This window comes from Rhodocytophaga aerolata (genome assembly GCF_030503435.1).
Taxonomy (GTDB): domain Bacteria; phylum Bacteroidota; class Bacteroidia; order Cytophagales; family 172606-1; genus Rhodocytophaga; species Rhodocytophaga aerolata.
The window spans coordinates 17,728-35,426 of the sequence record NZ_JAUKPO010000014.1 but is presented as its reverse complement, the minus strand read 5'-3'; the positions used below and the strand labels follow the sequence as shown (position 1 = coordinate 35,426).

At 43.3% G+C, this 17,699-nt stretch carries 13 protein-coding genes; 1 reads left to right on the top strand and 12 read right to left on the bottom strand.

Annotated elements, in window-relative coordinates; translation table 11 throughout:
- Window positions 1-4 precede the first annotated feature (4 nt).
- Window positions 5-919: a Ppx/GppA phosphatase family protein gene (locus Q0590_RS21125; RefSeq protein WP_302039595.1), complete on the bottom strand. Its 915-nt coding sequence runs from the start codon at window positions 917-919 to the stop codon at window positions 5-7.
- 710 nt (window positions 920-1,629) lie between these two features.
- On the opposite strand from Q0590_RS21125, the gene Q0590_RS21120 reads away from it, so the two are divergent.
- Complete coding sequence (locus tag Q0590_RS21120; protein ID WP_302039594.1) at window positions 1,630-3,327, top strand: tail fiber domain-containing protein; 1,698 nt, start codon at window positions 1,630-1,632, stop codon at window positions 3,325-3,327.
- An 83-nt stretch (window positions 3,328-3,410) separates the two neighbouring features.
- Here Q0590_RS21120 and Q0590_RS21115 read toward each other — a convergent pair whose 3' ends face one another.
- The 11 genes from Q0590_RS21115 to Q0590_RS21070 all read right to left on the bottom strand — a co-directional run bounded on the left by Q0590_RS21115 (window position 3,411) and on the right by Q0590_RS21070 (window position 16,890).
- A complete protein-coding gene (locus Q0590_RS21115; RefSeq protein ID WP_302039593.1) occupies window positions 3,411-4,463 on the bottom strand; it encodes a 2-oxoacid:ferredoxin oxidoreductase subunit beta in 1,053 nt (350 codons plus the stop codon).
- Entirely contained in the window at window positions 4,438-6,279 is a 1,842-nt protein-coding gene (locus Q0590_RS21110) for a 2-oxoacid:acceptor oxidoreductase subunit alpha (protein ID WP_302039592.1), read from the bottom strand. Before Q0590_RS21110 ends, Q0590_RS21115 begins: the two co-directional genes overlap by 26 nt.
- A gap of 73 nt (window positions 6,280-6,352) precedes the next feature.
- Complete coding sequence (locus tag Q0590_RS21105; protein ID WP_302039591.1) at window positions 6,353-8,131, bottom strand: FAD-dependent oxidoreductase; 1,779 nt, start codon at window positions 8,129-8,131, stop codon at window positions 6,353-6,355.
- 250 nt (window positions 8,132-8,381) lie between these two features.
- Window positions 8,382-9,743, bottom strand: a complete 1,362-nt coding sequence (locus tag Q0590_RS21100; protein WP_302039590.1) for an HlyD family secretion protein — start codon at window positions 9,741-9,743, stop codon at window positions 8,382-8,384.
- Window positions 9,744-9,747: 4 nt separating this feature from the next.
- A complete protein-coding gene (locus Q0590_RS21095; RefSeq protein WP_302039589.1) occupies window positions 9,748-11,985 on the bottom strand; it encodes a peptidase domain-containing ABC transporter in 2,238 nt (745 codons plus the stop codon).
- Between the two features lie 13 nt (window positions 11,986-11,998).
- The gene (locus Q0590_RS21090) at window positions 11,999-15,175 is read right to left on the bottom strand and encodes a lantibiotic dehydratase (protein WP_302039588.1); all 3,177 of its coding nucleotides are present in this window, start codon (window positions 15,173-15,175) and stop codon (window positions 11,999-12,001) included.
- A gap of 260 nt (window positions 15,176-15,435) precedes the next feature.
- Window positions 15,436-15,579, bottom strand: a complete 144-nt coding sequence (locus Q0590_RS21085; RefSeq protein WP_302039587.1) for a class I lanthipeptide — start codon at window positions 15,577-15,579, stop codon at window positions 15,436-15,438.
- A gap of 472 nt (window positions 15,580-16,051) precedes the next feature.
- Window positions 16,052-16,201, bottom strand: coding sequence for a class I lanthipeptide (locus Q0590_RS21080; protein ID WP_302039586.1), 150 nt, complete (start codon window positions 16,199-16,201; stop codon window positions 16,052-16,054).
- Between the two features lie 116 nt (window positions 16,202-16,317).
- Window positions 16,318-16,461 carry a class I lanthipeptide gene (locus Q0590_RS37560; protein ID WP_366970481.1) on the bottom strand — a complete coding sequence of 48 codons (144 nt, stop codon included), beginning with the start codon at window positions 16,459-16,461 and terminating at the stop codon, window positions 16,318-16,320.
- 56 nt (window positions 16,462-16,517) lie between these two features.
- Window positions 16,518-16,637, bottom strand: a complete 120-nt coding sequence (locus Q0590_RS21075) for a class I lanthipeptide (RefSeq protein WP_302039585.1) — start codon at window positions 16,635-16,637, stop codon at window positions 16,518-16,520.
- 94 nt (window positions 16,638-16,731) lie between these two features.
- Window positions 16,732-16,890 carry a class I lanthipeptide gene (locus Q0590_RS21070; RefSeq protein ID WP_302039584.1) on the bottom strand — a complete coding sequence of 53 codons (159 nt, stop codon included), beginning with the start codon at window positions 16,888-16,890 and terminating at the stop codon, window positions 16,732-16,734.
- Between the last annotated feature and the right edge of the window lie 809 nt (window positions 16,891-17,699).

The window sequence follows — 17,699 nt, the reverse complement described above, 5'->3', positions numbered from 1 at the left end:
TTAATTAAATACTGCTACGGTTGGCTGCCTTAATTTGCCGGGGCTGGTTATGTTTCTCAAACAACATTTGAATAATGCCATCTTTGAGGCCTACATCGGGTACAATAATTTCGGTGGCTTTGGCCCATTTCATGGCAGACAAGTAAATATCAGTGGCGGGCACAATCACATCGGCCCGGTCAGGATTAAGTTGCAGGTGATTAATCCGCTCTTCTAATGTATATCCGGCAATATAGGTTTGCACGCGTACCACTTCTTCCCGCGGAATAGCATTACCTTCTTTCCTTTCCGCCATATCATAAATCTTACTTATATTCCCCCCGGTGCCTACCGCTATTATTGTGCCTTGTACCGATAGCACATGGTCTTCTATCCATTCTTTCATTTTGCGCCAGGTTACCGGAGATTCACTATGTTCCAAATGCCTCACAGAACCTAGTTTAAACGACTTGGCAGCCACTTTTTCTTTGTTAATGTACAAATTAAGCTCTGTACTTCCCCCACCTACATCTATATGTATATAATTTTTATCCGGCGATAGATAGGTGATAATAGCTTTGTTGGTGAGTTCGGCTTCTTTGCTCCCATCAATCACATGGATTTTCATGCCTAATCGGCTTTGTACATGTGCGCTGACTTCTGAACAGTTAGCCGATTCCCGCATGGCCGACGTAGCGCAGATGTAGTAATCTTTTACCTCGTGAAGTTCCATTAGCAGCTTAAAAGAGTGCAATAGTTTCACTAACTTTTCTTCACGTTCGGGACTTATTCTTTTAATGGTAAATACATCGTGGCCTAGCCTGAGGGGAAAACGGACGTATTCTACTTTTTTGAAATGAACATCTGGTCCGTCGTGTAATACATTTGTAATTTGTAGCCTGGCTGCATTGGAGCCAATGTCAATTGCGGCAAGTTTCAAGCGTATAAGTGGTTTATATCGGTATATGAGTCAAGAATCAACGTAAGTATACTAAAATACTCCCCGTTTACAAAATTACGTATGGTAGCCTGGCCGGTGTGCCCCGTTCGGTCAGAATTATAGGCGATGGTTAATAAGATTAAAGGGAACCGCACTACTCTAGGTGAGCAGAAGCAAAGCAGAATGGAATGCCCTCTTACAGACAAAAAGAACATAAAATATTTATAGTTCTATATATTGAATTCTGCCATTTTTTTTGTAAAATTAGTTAAGTAAACTTCTTACTGACAGCGACTTATTTAACCACATCTTGCAAATTTCAGCTATTGCACCTAAAATTTCTACAGCCAATTGCTGTTGACTTTTAGGGATTTCGACCATAGATCGTAAACTGTTGTATTCCTAATTCATTTCACTAATGGATTATCTGCTATGGACTTTTTCAGTATTCTTTTTTACTCAATTAAACAGGTTTATCTGCTTAAACCGAGGCTAAATTTTCTTACTTAAAGTATAGTAACAGTGCACATACCAGGTGCTTAGGCATTTTATATTCTTTGCTTTTGCAGCAAGGTGAGTACTTCAATTGGTTAATCACAGCTAGCTACTAATGTATTTCCTAGCATTTGTGCTAATCCATATAGAAAATTTAAAGGCGCATTTGCCCTTGAATAGTGTAATCAATTTTCCCCTTAAATCTATCTGTACTTATGAAACCCAATCTTTACCTATGTCTGGCTACCTTTCTATGTGTAGCCTTGTCTGCAAAACCTGCTTTTTCTCAATCAGGAAACTATTTTAGCGGTATTTCTGCCGGAGCCAACAATACTACCGGCGACTATAATGCTTTTGCCGGCTATGGAGCAGGTATAAACAATACAGCAGGTTCACTTAATACAGCCTTTGGCTTCTACGCCGGTGCATCCAACAAATCTACCAGTTTTAATACTTCCATAGGTGCTTATGCAGGGTATTTTACTTCCAGTAGTTTTGGTGAGAATGTATTTGTTGGGTACCGGTCTGGCTTCTACAATAGCAATGGATTTTATAATGTATTCCTAGGCAGTAACGCTGGCTATACCAATAACAGTGGTAGCTACAATGTAATTATAGGCAGTGGAGCCGGGTATGACAACACCACCGGATTAAGTAATACATTCATTGGGTATGCCTCCGGAGCAAATAATACGACAGCCAGTTCTAATACGTTTGTTGGTAATCTTGCAGGTTTTAGTAACACTACCGGTGCCAGCAATTCCTTTTTCGGAAGCGGAACAGGTACAAGCAACACTACCGGAACAAGAAATTCTATTTTCGGAAGTGGTGCAGGCTACTATAATAATGCATCAGATAACGCTTTTCTAGGATATTACGCCGGCCGCAATAATAGTACTGGAAATTCCAACGCATTCATGGGTAAAGATGCCGGATTAAATACAACTACAGGCTCATCGAATACATATCTGGGCCGCAGTTCTGGCGATAATAACACTACAGGTTATGAAAACACCTTTGTAGGCAGGTCTGCTGGTACAGGAAACTTATCTGGTTTTGGTAACTCTGCCCTTGGTTACCTGGCCGGACCTGGTGTAAATAACCTTTCCAATGCTACCGCTATTGGTCATAAATCCCGTGTAACAGGCTCCAACAAGCTTGTATTAGGCAGCATTAATGGCACCAATGGAGCCACTGCCAATACCAATGTAGGCATTGGCACTACTTCACCAAGCTACCGCCTGCATGTCAATGCCAGTGATGCTGCTAAAGTAGGTGGGGGTAGCTGGGTAGTAGCTTCCGATAAAAACTTAAAACAAGAGGTAGAGCCCTATCAGGAAGGATTAAGCCAGGTGATGGCCATTGAACCTGTCTGGTTTCGCTACAACGGCAAAGCCGGTTTGCCTACCGATAAAAAATATGTAGGCGTCATTGCCCAACAGGTACAGCAGGTAGCTCCTCATATGATTGGAGAGTTCATTTACCAAGATACTACCGGTAAGCAAGAAAAATACCTGGATTATGATGCCAATGCCCTTACCTATATGCTGGTGAATGCGGTGAAAGAACTTAAGTCTGAGAATGAGCAGTTAAAAAGTGAGCTAGCCCAGATCAAACAGATGCTCAACAAACAAAATCCGGGCAGCGACGCGGTAGCCAGACTCTGGCAGAATCAGCCCAACCCCTATGGCTCTTCTACCCTCATCCGCTATTCAGTGCCCGCTACTGCCTCTTCGGCTTACTTGAAAGTCTATTCGGTTACCGGACAGGAAGTGTTCAGCAAACAACTCTTAATTATGGATGAAGGAGCCGTGGAAATTTCTACCCAGATCCTGACCCCCGGCACCTACATCTACCACTTGGTTATTGATGGCAACACGGTAGACAATAAGAAAATGGTTCTTACTAAATAAATAGGTTGCCAGAGTACCAATCTTGAAATTGTTTAAATTAACACTGCCTACTATAAAACTATCTATAGCAGGCAGTGTTGTTATTACCGCAAACCTGCATTAATAGTTGCTAACGCAGCCGAGCCGGGGCATAAATCTTTTTCGATAAGGGTATTCAGGGGTGTTTTACTGGTATTCAGCGTAGCATGCAGGTCTTTAAATTCGGTATTAACATATAATAAACCTGTCAGAATTTCCCCATTGGCTCTGGCTTTTTGTAAGGCGCTAGCAGCAGATATCCGGTTTGTGGGGTCCCAATTTTTAGCCAGTTTATGCAGATGCAGATAACTTCCATCATGCATGGTTACTAGTTTATCCGTACCTTCATCATAGTAAGTAGTTATTTCTCTTTTTTCCGGAACAAAATCTACCGTAGCGGTTGCTTCTATGTGCTCCCGGACATAATCATACGATTTGGTAGAACCGGGATTGTTATTGAAGGTAACACAGGGAGAAACCACATTAATAAAAGCAAACCCTTTATGATGGATGGCCGCCTTAATGAGCGGAATAAGCTGTTGTTTATCTCCACTGAAACTCTGGGCCACAAACGTAGCCCCTAACTCTACCGCCAGACTCGCCAGATCTATAGCCTGAAAAGGATTTACTGAACCAGCTTTGCTTCTGGAGCCTTCATCAGCGGTAGCCGAATCCTGTCCTTTGGTAAGGCCATAACAGCCATTGTTCATCACAATATACACCATATTCAGATTCCGGCGAATAACGTGCACAAACTGGCCCATCCCAATAGAAGCAGTATCTCCATCGCCGGAAACGCCAAAGTATACTAAATCGCGGTTGGCCATATTGGCTCCTGTCGCTACAGAAGGCATCCTGCCATGTACAGAATTAAATCCGTGGGAATTACCCAGGAAATACGTAGGTGTTTTGGATGAACAACCGATACCTGACAGCTTTGCCACATGATGCGGGGCGATAGACATTTCGTAACATGCCTGAACAATGGCTGCACTAATACTATCGTGTCCGCAGCCAGCGCACAGGGTAGATAAGGCCCCTTCATATTCTTTTTTGGTATAGCCAATTTTATTGGTTGGCAGTTTCGGATGCCTAAATAACGGTCGCAGGTAGCTCATTTTGCTGAGGGGTAATAGGTAAAAGATGGTTGGAAATCTGTTTGGCAATGGCATGTGCCGTAATAGGCATGCCATCGTAATTTAACACTGAAATCAATTTAGCCGGGTTTATTTGCAACTCCAACATCAACAGGCCACGCATCTGGGCATCGCGGTTCTGTTCAATTACAAACAGGGTGTTATGCATATGAATAAACTCTTCTACAGCTTTAGTGAAAGGAAAAGATTTTATTCGCATAGCATCTAAAACTGTACCTTCATTGGCTAACTGATCCATAGCTTCCTCTGCCGAATAAGTAGAAGTGCCAAAGAAAATAATTCCTAAGTTGCTCTGATTCGTTTCCTGGTACATTTGCGGAGGGGGCACCATTTTTTTGGCTGTATTCCACTTTACCATCAACCGGTCCATGTTACGCTTGTAAGCAGCCCCATCTTCTGTATATACGGCATATTCGTCGCGGGAAGTGCCACGGGTAAAAAAAGCACCTTTTGTTGGATGTGTGCCTGGATACGTGCGGTAAGTAATGCCATCGCCATCGGTATCGAGGTAGCGGCCAAAACGTCCTATATCTTCCAGTTCATTAGCAGTAAGCACCTTTCCGCGTTTGTAGCTACGGGTATCGTTCCATTCAAAAGGAGCACTCATGTGGTCATTCATCCCCAGGTCCAGGTCAGTCATCAGAATTACCGGAGTTTGTAGCTGTTCTGCCAGATCAAAGCTTTCGGCGGTCATCTCAAAACATTCCTTAGGGGTAGCCGGAAACAATAATATATGCCTGGTATCGCCATGCGATGCATAAGCTGCCAGCTGAATATCGGATTGCTGCGTACGGGTAGGCATACCAGTACTAGGGCCGGTCCGTTGCACATCTATAAGTACGGCCGGTACTTCGGCAAAATAGGCCAGGCCCAGAAATTCATTCATTAATGATACACCGGGGCCACTAGTAGCCGTAAATGCCCTGGCCCCGTTCCAGTTTGCGCCTATTACCATACCCATAGCGGCCAGTTCATCTTCTGCCTGTACAATGGCAAACTTTTTTTCTTCGGTTTCTTTATCTATCCGTAGTTCGTTGGCATAATTTTCAAAAGCTTCTGCCACCGATGTGGAAGGAGTAATGGGGTACCAAGCACAAACAGTGGCTCCTCCATAAATAGCACCCAATCCGCAGGCGGAATTTCCATCTGTCATAATAGAATCACCCACCAGATTCCGCCTTTCCAGGTGAATAGCTAATGGATACTCAAAGTGAGCTTTTACATAGTCTATCCCTAGCAGCAGTGATTTAACATTGGGGGCAATAAGCTTTTCTTTGCCGGTGAACTGCTCCGACAATAAATCCTGCAATACGCCAAATTCTATACTCAGCAACTGAGACAGGGCACCTACATAAATAATATTTTTAAACAACTGCCGCTGACGTGGTTCTGTAAAATTTGCATTACACATTTCCATTAGCGGAATGGGAAGATAGGTGATATCAGGCCGTATGTATTCCACAGGTAGTTTTTTTGTACTGTCGTACATAAAATAGCCGCCGGGTTTTACACTTTTCACATCCTGAGCCATGCTCTGTGGATTTACACACACCATTAGGTCTATGCCTTCACGCCTACCCAGGTAGCCTTTTTCACTTACGCGTACTTCATACCAGGTAGGCAAGCCCTGTATATTAGATGGAAAAATATTTTTGGGTGTTACCGGAATGCCCATCCGGAAAATAGATTTGGCAAAAAGGAAATTGGCACTTGCCGAACCTGTACCATTTACATTAGCAAAGCGTACGACAAAATCATTAATTTTATTATTCATCATTAAAATGGAGCCAGAAGTATATCAAACTTAGTTTCTAGTATTTCAATCGGAGCCAGTACAAATTATTCCGCAGCTACTTACACCCGGCTTTGGCTACACTATAAAAATATTTTTGCATGTCCCAGGCTGAGGTTGGGCACCTTTCCGCGCATAATCCGCAATGAAGGCAAACATCTTCATCTTTAACCATTACCCGGCCTGTAGCCAAGGGCGCAGAAACCAGTAAATCCTGTGTTGTATTCTCTGCTGGCACCAGCAGTTGCATCCGCAGGTCAGGTTCTTCGGCATTGGGAGTAAAGGTAATGCACGAGGTAGGGCACACATCCATACAGGCATCACACTCGATACAGCGGTTTTCGGTGAATACAGTTTGCACATCGCAGTTCAGGCAACGTTGTGCTTCTTTGAAGGCAGTAAGTTTATCAAAACCTAGTTCTACCTCTTTCCGGCGGTCTCTTAACGTCTCCGTCTTTTCAGCCTGAGGCACCACAAACCGTTGATCGGCGGCTACAAAGCTATCGTAGCTCCATTCGTGAATACCCATTTTCTGACTAATCAGGTTGGTAAGCGGGCTTGGCCTGTTGGTCAAATCTTTCCCCTGGCAATACAGGTCTATCGACACGGCTGCCTGATGTCCGTGGGCTACGGCCGTAATGACGTTTTTAGGGCCAAAAGCCGCATCGCCACCAAAAAATACATTTGGTAATGTAGATTGATACGTAGCCTGATTCACTACAGGCATCGCCCATTTGTCAAACTCCAGACCTAAATCGCGTTCAATCCAGGGGAAGCTGTTCTCCTGGCCTATGGCAACCAGCACATCGTCTGCTTCTATAAACACATCGGGTTCGCCGGTTGGCAGCAACTGGCGTTTGCCGCTGCTATCATACACTGGATGTACTTTTTCAAACTTCATCCCGATGAGTTTGCCATGTTGCACCTCAAAGCTAAGCGGCACATGGTTTTCAAAAATTTGAACATCCTCGTGCATCGCATCTTCTTTTTCCCAGGGCGAAGCTTTCATCTCTTTAAACGGGCTACGTACTACCACCTTTACCTGTTCGCCACCCAATCTGCGGGAAGTACGGCAGCAGTCCATGGCGGTATTCCCACCTCCAAGCACAATTACTTTTTTGCCAACCGAATGAATATGTTCAAAAGCTACATTAGCCAGCCATTCTATGCCTATATGTATGTTAGCTGCTCCCTCTTTTCTCCCAGGCAGGTTACTTAAGTCGCGGCCCCGGGGAGCACCGGTTCCTACAAATACAGCATCGTATCCTTTTCCTAACACCTCTTTTAAACTACTCACATAGGTTTTAAAATGGGTGTGGATACCCATATCCAGAATATAGTTTACTTCCTCATTCAATACTGTCTCTGGTAAGCGGAAAGCCGGAATCTGGCTTCGCATCATGCCGCCGCCCTTTATTTGCTCATCGAATAGATGGATTTCATAGCCCAGAGGCGCCAGATCTCTGGCAACTGTTAGGGAAGCAGGCCCGCCACCAATTAAGGCTATTTTTTTACCATTGGGTAGAAAAGGCCCTTGAGGCATATGCGCTTTTACATCTCCTTTGTTATCAGCCGCTACGCGCTTCAAGCGGCAAATGGCTACTGGCTCTTCTTCTACTCTACCCCGGCGGCAGGCAGGTTCGCAGGGACGGTCGCAGGTACGGCCTAACACTCCGGGAAACACATTGGATTCCCAGTTGATCATATAGGCTTCCGTATATTTTTCAGCAGCTATCAACCGGATGTATTCGGGTACTGGGGTATGTGCCGGACAAGCATACTGGCAGTCTACCACTTTATGGTAATATTCGGGATCTGAGGTGTTGGTCGGATTCATAGTGTTGCATAGGAGCCTTTGGCTGAAGGTAAATCTCAGCAGGCGGTTGATACTCAATTAGTAAATATTGAATTTATTATGAAAATTCCAAGTATTTTTTGAAAATTATCTGTACTGCCTGCCGAATACTTACTTAAAAATAAGCTCCTGCGGATAGTTAGCTGATAATATACCGCTAACTTTCAGCAGAAGCTGGGAAGTAAATAGAGTTATTGGGGTAGATTTACTTGCAAAGAAAGGCCTGAAGCATTTACTCAGTGAGGTCGCTGGCCGCTTTCTGGAATTTGATAAATATATAGCCAAAGAGGGTACGTTCATTGAAAATAATATTTCCGTTTCCTTGCATGCCAATGCGTACCAGTTGTTGGAGTCTATTATAATTTGTGATCTGTACCCGTAGGTTAAACATTCCTTTTTCATCTGGCGTCAGTGATACTTCCTCTACTATACCTTTTACGCTTCCCCATTCATACACCGGATAGGCATCCAGCTTCATTACCACTGGCTGACCTTTTTTTACCTTACCTATCTGGGAAGAGTTTACCTGTACATAGGCATACAAAGGCGCATCTTTCACAATCAGTTTCAGTAGAATAGTGCCAGGGACGGCTTCTTTTTCTCCTTCAAAGACAAAGGATACTTTGCCACTTTTTTGTGCCTTCAACAGCAGGTGGTGCGTAGTTGTAATTTCAAATGCGCCAAAGGTACCCTCAATTTGTTTTGTGATGGAAGCCAGTGAACTTTGGAGTTGCTCCGCTTCCAGGTTTAGGTCATTACTAGTTTTGGCAATCTGCTTTTCCAGACTATTTACTTCCAGCTTACCGGAAACAATTGCTTGTTGCAGAGAACTGCGTTCAGTCAGGTAGTTTTGATACGCAGTAGTATACCCCTGTTCTGCCCGCAGCAGGTTTGCTTTCAACCCATGTAAGTCATTCTTACTAATGTCTCCGGTTTTGTAAATCTGTTCATTGGCCTCATAAATCCGCCTGGCCTCTTCTACTTCGTATTGAAGCTTTACTTTCTCACCTGCCCATTTCTTTTCCAGCCCTTCTTTCTGCACATCTTTCAAGCGGATATCTTCTTTTACTTTTTCTATATTAATTTGCAAAATAGTTTGTTCATTTTCGGAAGAGAGCCTTTTGTGGTTTTGAAAGCTGTTTAGCTTAGCCTGGGCAAGTGTGTATTGGTTTACAAGTGCAGCAATATCCGGCGCACTTATTTCTAAGACCGGGGTCCCGGCCTCTACCACCTGCCCACTTTTTACCAATATTTTTTCAATGTATACGCTGGAGGGAAACCGGTAAATTTCTTCCGAAACCTGGGATTTGACTACAAATGGAATCTGAATCATATCGGGAAACTTCACCAGGCAGCCAGCGATGGCACCGGTAATTGCCAGAAAAACGGCCCACCATCCCATCCGGCTCAGGGCTTTTTGTCGTACATCGGCAATGGGCGCATCATCTACATGGTACAATTCTTCGTACTGTTTTTCTGACAGGTCGGCAAGAATAGAAGGCCCGGTTCTAGTAGAAAGTATTTGTTTAGTTAATCTATCTGTATGCGATACTTGAGTATCTGCCAGGGTAAATTCGATATCAGTGGGTATCATAGGGTTAATAGTCTACATAGGTTTTCATGAAATCATAATAGATGCCCTTTTGTGCTAACAGGCTCTGGTGTTTGCCTTGCTCAGCAATGGTTCCCTGGTCAAACACCAGGATACGGTCGGCATTCTTAAGCGTATGTAAGCGGTGGGCAATAGAAATGATGGTTTTGCCAGCATACCGTTCATAGATATTCTCCAGGATTTTTTTCTCAGTTTCCACATCCAGGGCACTACTGGCTTCATCCAGAATAATTACATCTGGCTCAGGACTGGTAACAAACAAGCGGGCAAAGCCAATTTTCAGTACTTGCCCACCAGACAGATTACTACCAAAATTGCCCACCATATGGTTATAGCCCAGATGATTCGCTTTTACAAAGTCGTGCAAGTCGGCTAGTTGGGCTGCCTCTACAATTTGTTCGGTGCTGGCTGACAGGTTAGCGCAGCGGATATTTTCCTTGATAGTGTCATTGAAAATGTAGGTTTCCTGCGGAAACATATGTATATGCTTGCGCAAGACCTTGGGATGTACCTGCCGCAATTCTGTACCATCGCACCAAATATTGCCGTCGTAATCCGGATACAGGTTCATAAGCAGTTTAACAAAGGTAGATTTTCCGGCTCCGTTACGGCCTACAATACCAATGCGTTCGCCTTTGCGTATTTGGCAGTTCAAATTTTTCAGGATATACTTTTCGTCTTTTTTATTGTATTTGAAAGAAACATTCTCAAAGCGGATTACTTCATCAGAAAAGCGGTGTGATTTCCCCTGTACATCTGTCTCTTCCTTCTCTTCCAGGAAAATTTCATTTACTTTTTCAAAACTCACACTTAGCTGCGTCACCATCATCCAGAGCATACTCACACTGTTCACAGAGTTCATCACTGTCATAAAGATGGAGGTAAAAGCCATGTACTGGCCAATGCTCAGCTGAGAGGTAAATACCTGGTAGGCACCCAGCCAGTAGATGGCTACCTGGGAAAAGATAAAAATGAGCCGTTGTACAGAATTAATCAGGATTTGCTTCTGCTCATCGTCCATTACCGAGTTAATGGACTCTCGATGAATATGCTTCCAGCGGGACAATTTATATTTTTCTAAGGAAAGTAGTTTTACGGTTTTGATACCCAACAGGGCATCCAGAAAGCCTCCCAGAGATGCCTGGTTTTTGTGATAGACTTTGGACCGCAGGTTTTTAACGATAGGAATGAAATAGACTGTAGTAAGGCAGTAAGCTAAAAAGCAGCCCAGCGCCACAAAGCCCAAGGCACTGTTAAACCAGATGAGCACCGGAAAGTACACCATCATGAACAATACATCCAGAAAGTTCTGGATAATTACCGGATTGGTTAATTGCCGGATACCTACCCCTTCCTGAAAGCGGGACATAAATTCTTCCCGCTTGCGGTTATCGTAATATTTCTGCTTCAGGGAAATGAACCGCTCAAAGAACTTACTCATAAAGTCCATCTCAAACCGAAAGCGGTAATGCACCATCAGCATGCTGCGGGTGTAGGTGAGCACCACTTGCACTACAAATACCAGCATCAAGCCTACCAAAATACCTACCAGCAGCTTCTTGTTCTGGTTAATGAGCACATTGTCGAGCATGGTCTGTGTGAACAGCGGTAATACCAGACCTACTAGTTCCAGCAACAGTGAGAAAAGGGCAATTTCGAGAAGTACCTTTTTATTTTCCTTGATAATGGGCAAGTATAGTTGCCTGAAAATAGACTGTTTCTCCTCTTTGTGTTTGGCTACTGCTTCTTTCAGCTCTGTATTTTCTTTGAACTTGTCGGTAGGTTTGAGTTCCAGCACTACGCCGCTCCACTTATTGGTAAACTGCTCGCGGGTGTAACGGGCCTTGCCAAAGGCCGGATCAGCCACGCGTACATAGCTGTCGGTGGCTTCGTACACGACTACGAAATGCTGTCCGTCGTAATGAGCAATGCAAGGCAATTGAATCTTTTGCAGGTATTCATAATCCAGTTCGTAGCCTTCTGCTTTAAAACCAAAGCTCTCGGCTACGGACATCAAGTCGTATAAACTGGTACCTTCCGTAGTTACTTCGCTGAGCCTGGTGAGCAGGTACTGTGTATTCTCTGCTCCGTAGTAGCGGAAGATCATCGCAAGGCTGGTAGGGCCGCAGTCCATGGAAGCACCTTGGCTGATGTGCGGAAAGGTATCTACGAGCGCATAGGGGCTCATCTTCCCACCAGTAATGGTTTTAAGAAAATTGGTCATGGCTTCCGGGAATTTAAGCAGTGGCTAGTTGAGGTTGACCTTTCTTTCCTGCTAATACCGTGCGGCCATACTGGATGCGGTAATACTTGCTTAGGTGATAATAGAGGGAGTACTCTACAAACCGCTGACGGCTGCGGAACAAGCGGTTGACATTCATATGAATGAGGCTTCCTAACAGACTTTGAACAGAGATCTGTAGCTCTCCCATGGCAGACAGAGCTTGTATCTTCTGGGCAAAATCCACAAACTGGTTGCTGCGCTGATGGCTCAACTGGTAGAAGAAGGTATGTTCTTCATTTGCTTCTGCGAAGAGCTCCACCATAGCTGCTTCAATTTCTTTATATCTGGCATCCAGATTCTTTTTCAAGTCCTGATTGTAGCCAAACTCTTTGCCGAAATACATGGCATTTAGCTCTGTAAAGTCTAATTTCTGTTTCAGATCAAAGCCAAACAGGTTGAGTAAATCATTGAGCATTTGCATGCCGAAGCGCCAGCGGCACTCCTCCCCTTCGGTCCCTTCAATCATACTTAAAAACTGCAAAATCATTTGGCTATCGGTATGGAAATACTCTTCCACCGCATCTATGGAATTACTGCCGTAACGTTCCAGTTCGCGGTTATAGGTATCATTCACAATAGCTGTAACGGCTTTGCTATCCAGGTAAGGCGACAAATGCTTGTGCAATTCTCCGATTACTTTGCCAGTATATTTGGGATGTGTCAGGTGGAAGCGGAAACGGAAGTGCTGTGAAGGATCAGCATAGCGGATAAAGAAGAATTTATCTATCCATCCTTTGGCTTTGAAATGCTCGGTAAGCGGATAAAGCACTTCAGTTAGCAGGTTATCTGCGGTTTTAACGCCAGTGTATACTTTATAATACAGCCACTCGGAGCCGGAGAAAAACTTACGGGCTATTGCTTGCTGGGAAGTAGTTGAAGCTGTGCTGCGTTGTACTGACTGTGCTGCCGTTGAAGGCTGATTTTGAAAAGCTACCACAAACTGGTTGCTATGCTTACTTTTTTGTGATTCCACAACCGCATTACCAGGATGGAATAAGTATTCTTTAATTGTAAATATCTCCCTTGCTTTTATTTCCTGAACGAAAGTTTGGGCTAGCCACTGGTTTTCTAAATCGATATATAACTCATTGTCGAAATCTACTAAGCAGATGTGCTGTGGAATCCCGTATTTTTGCCGCCACTGGTCTATTTGCACTTTCAGGGCTGTCCATTCTCCTTTTTTTGCCGCAGCTACTACTTCTTTCAGTTGTCCGGCCCGGCAATTCCACTGGGCTTCAGCCAGAATAATATTGTCGAGCACAATACGAGGTGTAAATACAAATAGGGAACTAAAGCTACTCACTACGCCACTGAGGCTGGTACGCACTCCCTGAGACTGCAGAGCACACAAAAAGTGGTAGACATCCAGTGAATCTGGATTAGAGAAATTATGGGCGTTGGAAAGACGCGGTATAATTACCTTGTTTAAGGATTTAGACCGCAGAATAATGCGGTTGCCGCGGACACTGATAAAAAGATCAGTCAGAGGAATCTGGTGTTTCCGGTCAACAGAGGCTTTACCCAGATAAGGGATTTGATAGTTTTTCAATGCCGGGCGGATAATCACATTGCCGGTGCGGGCTTCTGGCAGGTGTACAATGTCTGCCAAAATAGCTTCAGGCATGGCTTCATCTTCGGCGCGGCTGATATCTTTTAAGAGGTTCAGCACGGAAGGATCTGTGTGGCCAAATCGGCCGAGCAAAAAGGTGCCGGTAGTGCCGCCAAAGGTATCCAGTACGATGTATTCTTTTCCTCCTTCACGCAGTACCGAAAACATAGCCGTATTAGTCAGCGGCAGGTTTTGTTCAACCGTATCTATGCCGCGTAGGTCTTCTTCGGAAAGAGTAATCTGGAACTGGCGGCTTAACTGCGCCTCGGCCACTTTCTGCACAATAAATTCGTGTTCTTTAGGAATGGTCAAAGACCTGCTTCTGGCTCCCTCACTTCCCATGGGTACACCTTCCACCAGAGGTGAAAGATCTGCTTTCTCTCCTCCGGCCGGGAAGCCTACACCCAATTCAGGGTCTAAGGCTACTACCAGCGGCACTTCTTCGTCTTCGTATTTTTGCGTGAATTTATTTTTAAAATCGCCTAAGATTCCTTCGCCATGAGGAGTTAACTTGAGGAGAGCCGGAATCTTGGCAATGAGCTTATTAATGAGGCCTTTATTCAAACTGCCGTTGGTTTCCGGCAGGTATGTATCTATCTGAAAGAGGGCTTTGCGGTTAATGGGTGTTGGCAGTGCAGCCAGTTTTTGTTCTATAGCTATAAATTTTCCGGTGCTGTGGGTCTGGCCTTCCGTTTCCAGGCGTTTTAAATCCGCTTTTACTTCGCTAAGCAATCCAATAATGAACTCCAGTTCTACGGAAGGAAACTGTGCCTGTACCTTTTCTAACGTTGTTATAATTTGCAGCAGGAAATCTTCTCCGGTCAACGAAGGTTCCAGTTCACTCACTAGCAATTGGGAATCGAGTACCTGGGCTACAAACTCCTGGGATTCTTCATTAGTTACTTCTTCGCCTACCAGAATAGCCTCCAGCTCACTGATACGTGCGCCAGCATGTGCTTTTTCAAATAAGGTTTCCAGATAGGGTGTTTTTTCTGCGCTGCTCAGGTGGTGAACACGCATATTGGCCGCATTATACTGATACGCTACATAGCGGTACTGCCCGTTAATCTCATAGAGACTGGAATTAGGGTAAAAGTGCAGATAAGGTTTTACTGCCGGATGCTTCTCCAGGTCTTGGGCTAATGCACAAAGGTAGTTCATATCCAGACGGATTACTTTGCGTACCTGGTCTTCGGTTTTTACTGTTACATGTGTAGAATTCGTATCAATGGGTAAGGTTGAGAACCCGCTAAACAAGCCAAAAGGGGTACAACGAGTGGCATAGCGGGATAAGTATTTGATTAAAGAGTAAATTACCTTGCGGTTTTTCTCGTCTGGCTCTTTAATCAGATCCAGTTTAATTGCCTCCTCATAGAGAGAAGGAGAAGCTATAAATAAGGCTTCTAAAAAAGCCGGGTCTTGTAGCTGTGCCGATAAAGTAGCCCAGGTAAGATTTTCAATGGCTGAGTAGCCAGCCAGGGGAACGCGCACAAAGGCTTGTTCAAAAGATGTCGTTTTCATAAGGTTCGATGTGATACAGGTACGCAGAATTCAAATTTTTACTGGAAGGCAGCGATACGGCAAATAAAACAGCAGCGGGGCGTGGTCAACGGACACAGCTCCGCCTCCGCTGATGTTTGGTGCATCGTACCTTATTAAATTATCGTAATGTTATTGGAATAAGAAAGTGTTGGCTCGTCTGAGGTTGATAATGGATAGCTTTTGCTGATGCTCCGGACGAGTACTATACCTGTGGGCAGGTAGGTTATATTAGTTGGGTATTAGATAGTTTTTGTTGTCAGAATCTCGCACAAAAGGAAGCCAGTGATAATGGAGCGTCCGGCTGCCACTTGCTGGCTCTGGCTTTTTGTTAAGTTTACTATTTTATCTGTTTTCAAGGTGATTTTTTTTACTTGTTTTTTCATAGTTATTGCTCGTTTAAAGAGTATTTGTTTTAGATGGTTTGTTTTTGAAGGTAAGTGGACTATCCTAAATGTTTGTTGCCAGTAATCTACTATCAAATTCCTTTTGTTTGTTGCCGTTCTGATGAAACAAACATACTACACTACCCGGCCCCAAGTCAATTTTTGGGCGTATACAAACGGTGAACAGCGGGAAAATAAGGGTATACAAACATTGAACTGTGCCTAAAAGTGTGTAGCAAAAGGTGAACATGGGCCCAAAAAACATCCTAAATTTCACCAAAAAGGCACTTTTACAGGTAATCAGCCGTCCGGTTATTATATAGTCCAGAACAAGCAAAGATTCTGGTCATACACTATTGAACGTTGCTACTGGAGAAAGAATCCATCTTACCTAGAAGGTATGTACAGTGGCAATAGATAATTTAAGATTTGCCTACTCTGTTGCAGGTTTTCGGCTTCCCCTGATAATTGATTACAGGCAGGTAGGAATTCCGTTTTCCCACTTAGTAGTATTACCGCTACCGGAAGGTCTAGCACCGGCTACTACTTGCTGAGCTTGTGTATTAGACAGATTTACAATTTTATCAGTCTTTAAAGTGATTCTTTTTACTTGCTTTTTCATAATTATTGTTGTTTTAAAGGGGTTTGTGATTGTTTTGTTTTGAATGATTTAAAAGTTTGCCTACTCTGTTGTCAGGTTTTGGGCTACCCCTGATGACTGATTACAGTCATTGGTTTTTACAAGCAGGTTGGTCTTGTGTTTACCCACTCAGTAGTGTTACCAGAAGGTCTGGCACCAGCTACAACGTTCTGAGCTTGCGTGGTAGACAGGTTGACAATTTTGTCAGTTTTTAATGTGATTTTTTTTACTTGCTTTTTCATAATTGTTTTGTTTAGAGAGTTGGAATTATTTTGTTTAAATAGAGAGTGGTGATTATTCACATAGTTAATACGAATGGTTTGTGCATCCTGCCGCCTTGCACATTTTGAGCTTGTGCAGTAGATAGACTAACAATTTTTTCTGTTTTCAGAGCAACCTTTTTAATTTGCTTTTTCATAGTTTTTTGTTGTTTATAGAGTTTGTGATTGTGTTTTAGATGATTTGTTGTTTGCCTACTCTATCTCAGGTTTTCGGCTACCCCTGATGGACGATTACTTAGGACCATCATAGCAACTAATAAGCCCATTGGCATTTAGGCGGGAAGTTGGACAGATTCCCGCCCTTCCGCCTTGTATATTCATTGCCTGAGTATTAGACAGGTTTACTATTTTGTCTGTTCTTAAGGTGATTTTCTTTACTTGCTTTTTCATAGTTTTACTTGTTTAGAGAGTTTGATTGTTTTGTTATATAAGTTATATTTTGGCCTACTTTGTTTTCAGGTTTTCGGCTGTCCCTGTGTGGTTGTGTTGTTGTCGTTTTGATGATACAAACATAGCACACGGCCTGGCCCCATGTCAATTTTTAGGGGTATACAAACAGTGAACGGATGGCAAAAAAAGGGTATACAGCGCGTATACATGACTGTTAGTAACGGTATCAAAAGGTGAACACAGGAGATAAAAACACCTCATTTTCATCATAAAAGCCCTTTTTATATTTTTTTCATCTTGATGGTTTTTTGTCCACTCATTGGAAGAAATAATAAAAATTAGAAAATGCTGATATAAAAAGAGGTAACTCTGGTAAACAGACCTGAGAAAATTCCAGGTATTATTGAATTGGGTGGTGCGTAGATGATGAGATAATAAAAGAATGTATCAGTAGGATATCTATTGATACATTCTTTTACCTGACTTAGAAAAATTATATTCAAAACAATGCCTGCTTTTTTACAGTACAGACACACTACGCAGTAAATGGAAGGAACAGTAGCAGAATCTGCGAAGAATACAGATAGAAAGGAAATGGTATTTAGCTTTCAAATAGTCTCTTGCCTGTAAGAACAGGCATTAAAATAATTCCTGATTTATTAGTAATCTGTTACGTTACTCCGTCACCGTATTGAACCTGTTAGTATAGCTAATCTATACCCGACTAGAAGCATATAAAATTCATCAGCAGTATATATTTCAATCTAAAGGCTATATGTTTTTAAAAACGCACAGCATTTTTTCAAGTA

What these genes read in the sequence shown, in the direction of transcription:
- Q0590_RS21120 (WP_302039594.1), top strand. Translation starts at nt 1,630, where the DNA reads ATGAAACCCAATCTTTACCTATGTCTGGCTACCTTTCTATGTGTAGCC.
- Q0590_RS21115 (WP_302039593.1), bottom strand. Translation starts at nt 4,463, where the DNA reads ATGAGCTACCTGCGACCGTTATTTAGGCATCCGAAACTGCCAACCAAT.
- Q0590_RS21110 (WP_302039592.1), bottom strand. Translation starts at nt 6,279, where the DNA reads ATGATGAATAATAAAATTAATGATTTTGTCGTACGCTTTGCTAATGTA.
- Q0590_RS21105 (WP_302039591.1), bottom strand. Translation starts at nt 8,131, where the DNA reads ATGAATCCGACCAACACCTCAGATCCCGAATATTACCATAAAGTGGTA.
- Q0590_RS21100 (WP_302039590.1), bottom strand. Translation starts at nt 9,743, where the DNA reads ATGATACCCACTGATATCGAATTTACCCTGGCAGATACTCAAGTATCG.
- Q0590_RS21095 (WP_302039589.1), bottom strand. Translation starts at nt 11,985, where the DNA reads ATGACCAATTTTCTTAAAACCATTACTGGTGGGAAGATGAGCCCCTAT.
- Q0590_RS21090 (WP_302039588.1), bottom strand. Translation starts at nt 15,175, where the DNA reads ATGAAAACGACATCTTTTGAACAAGCCTTTGTGCGCGTTCCCCTGGCT.
- Q0590_RS21085 (WP_302039587.1), bottom strand. Translation starts at nt 15,579, where the DNA reads ATGAAAAAACAAGTAAAAAAAATCACCTTGAAAACAGATAAAATAGTA.
- Q0590_RS21080 (WP_302039586.1), bottom strand. Translation starts at nt 16,201, where the DNA reads ATGAAAAAGCAAGTAAAAAGAATCACTTTAAAGACTGATAAAATTGTA.
- Q0590_RS37560 (WP_366970481.1), bottom strand. Translation starts at nt 16,461, where the DNA reads ATGAAAAAGCAAGTAAAAAAAATCACATTAAAAACTGACAAAATTGTC.
- Q0590_RS21075 (WP_302039585.1), bottom strand. Translation starts at nt 16,637, where the DNA reads ATGAAAAAGCAAATTAAAAAGGTTGCTCTGAAAACAGAAAAAATTGTT.
- Q0590_RS21070 (WP_302039584.1), bottom strand. Translation starts at nt 16,890, where the DNA reads ATGAAAAAGCAAGTAAAGAAAATCACCTTAAGAACAGACAAAATAGTA.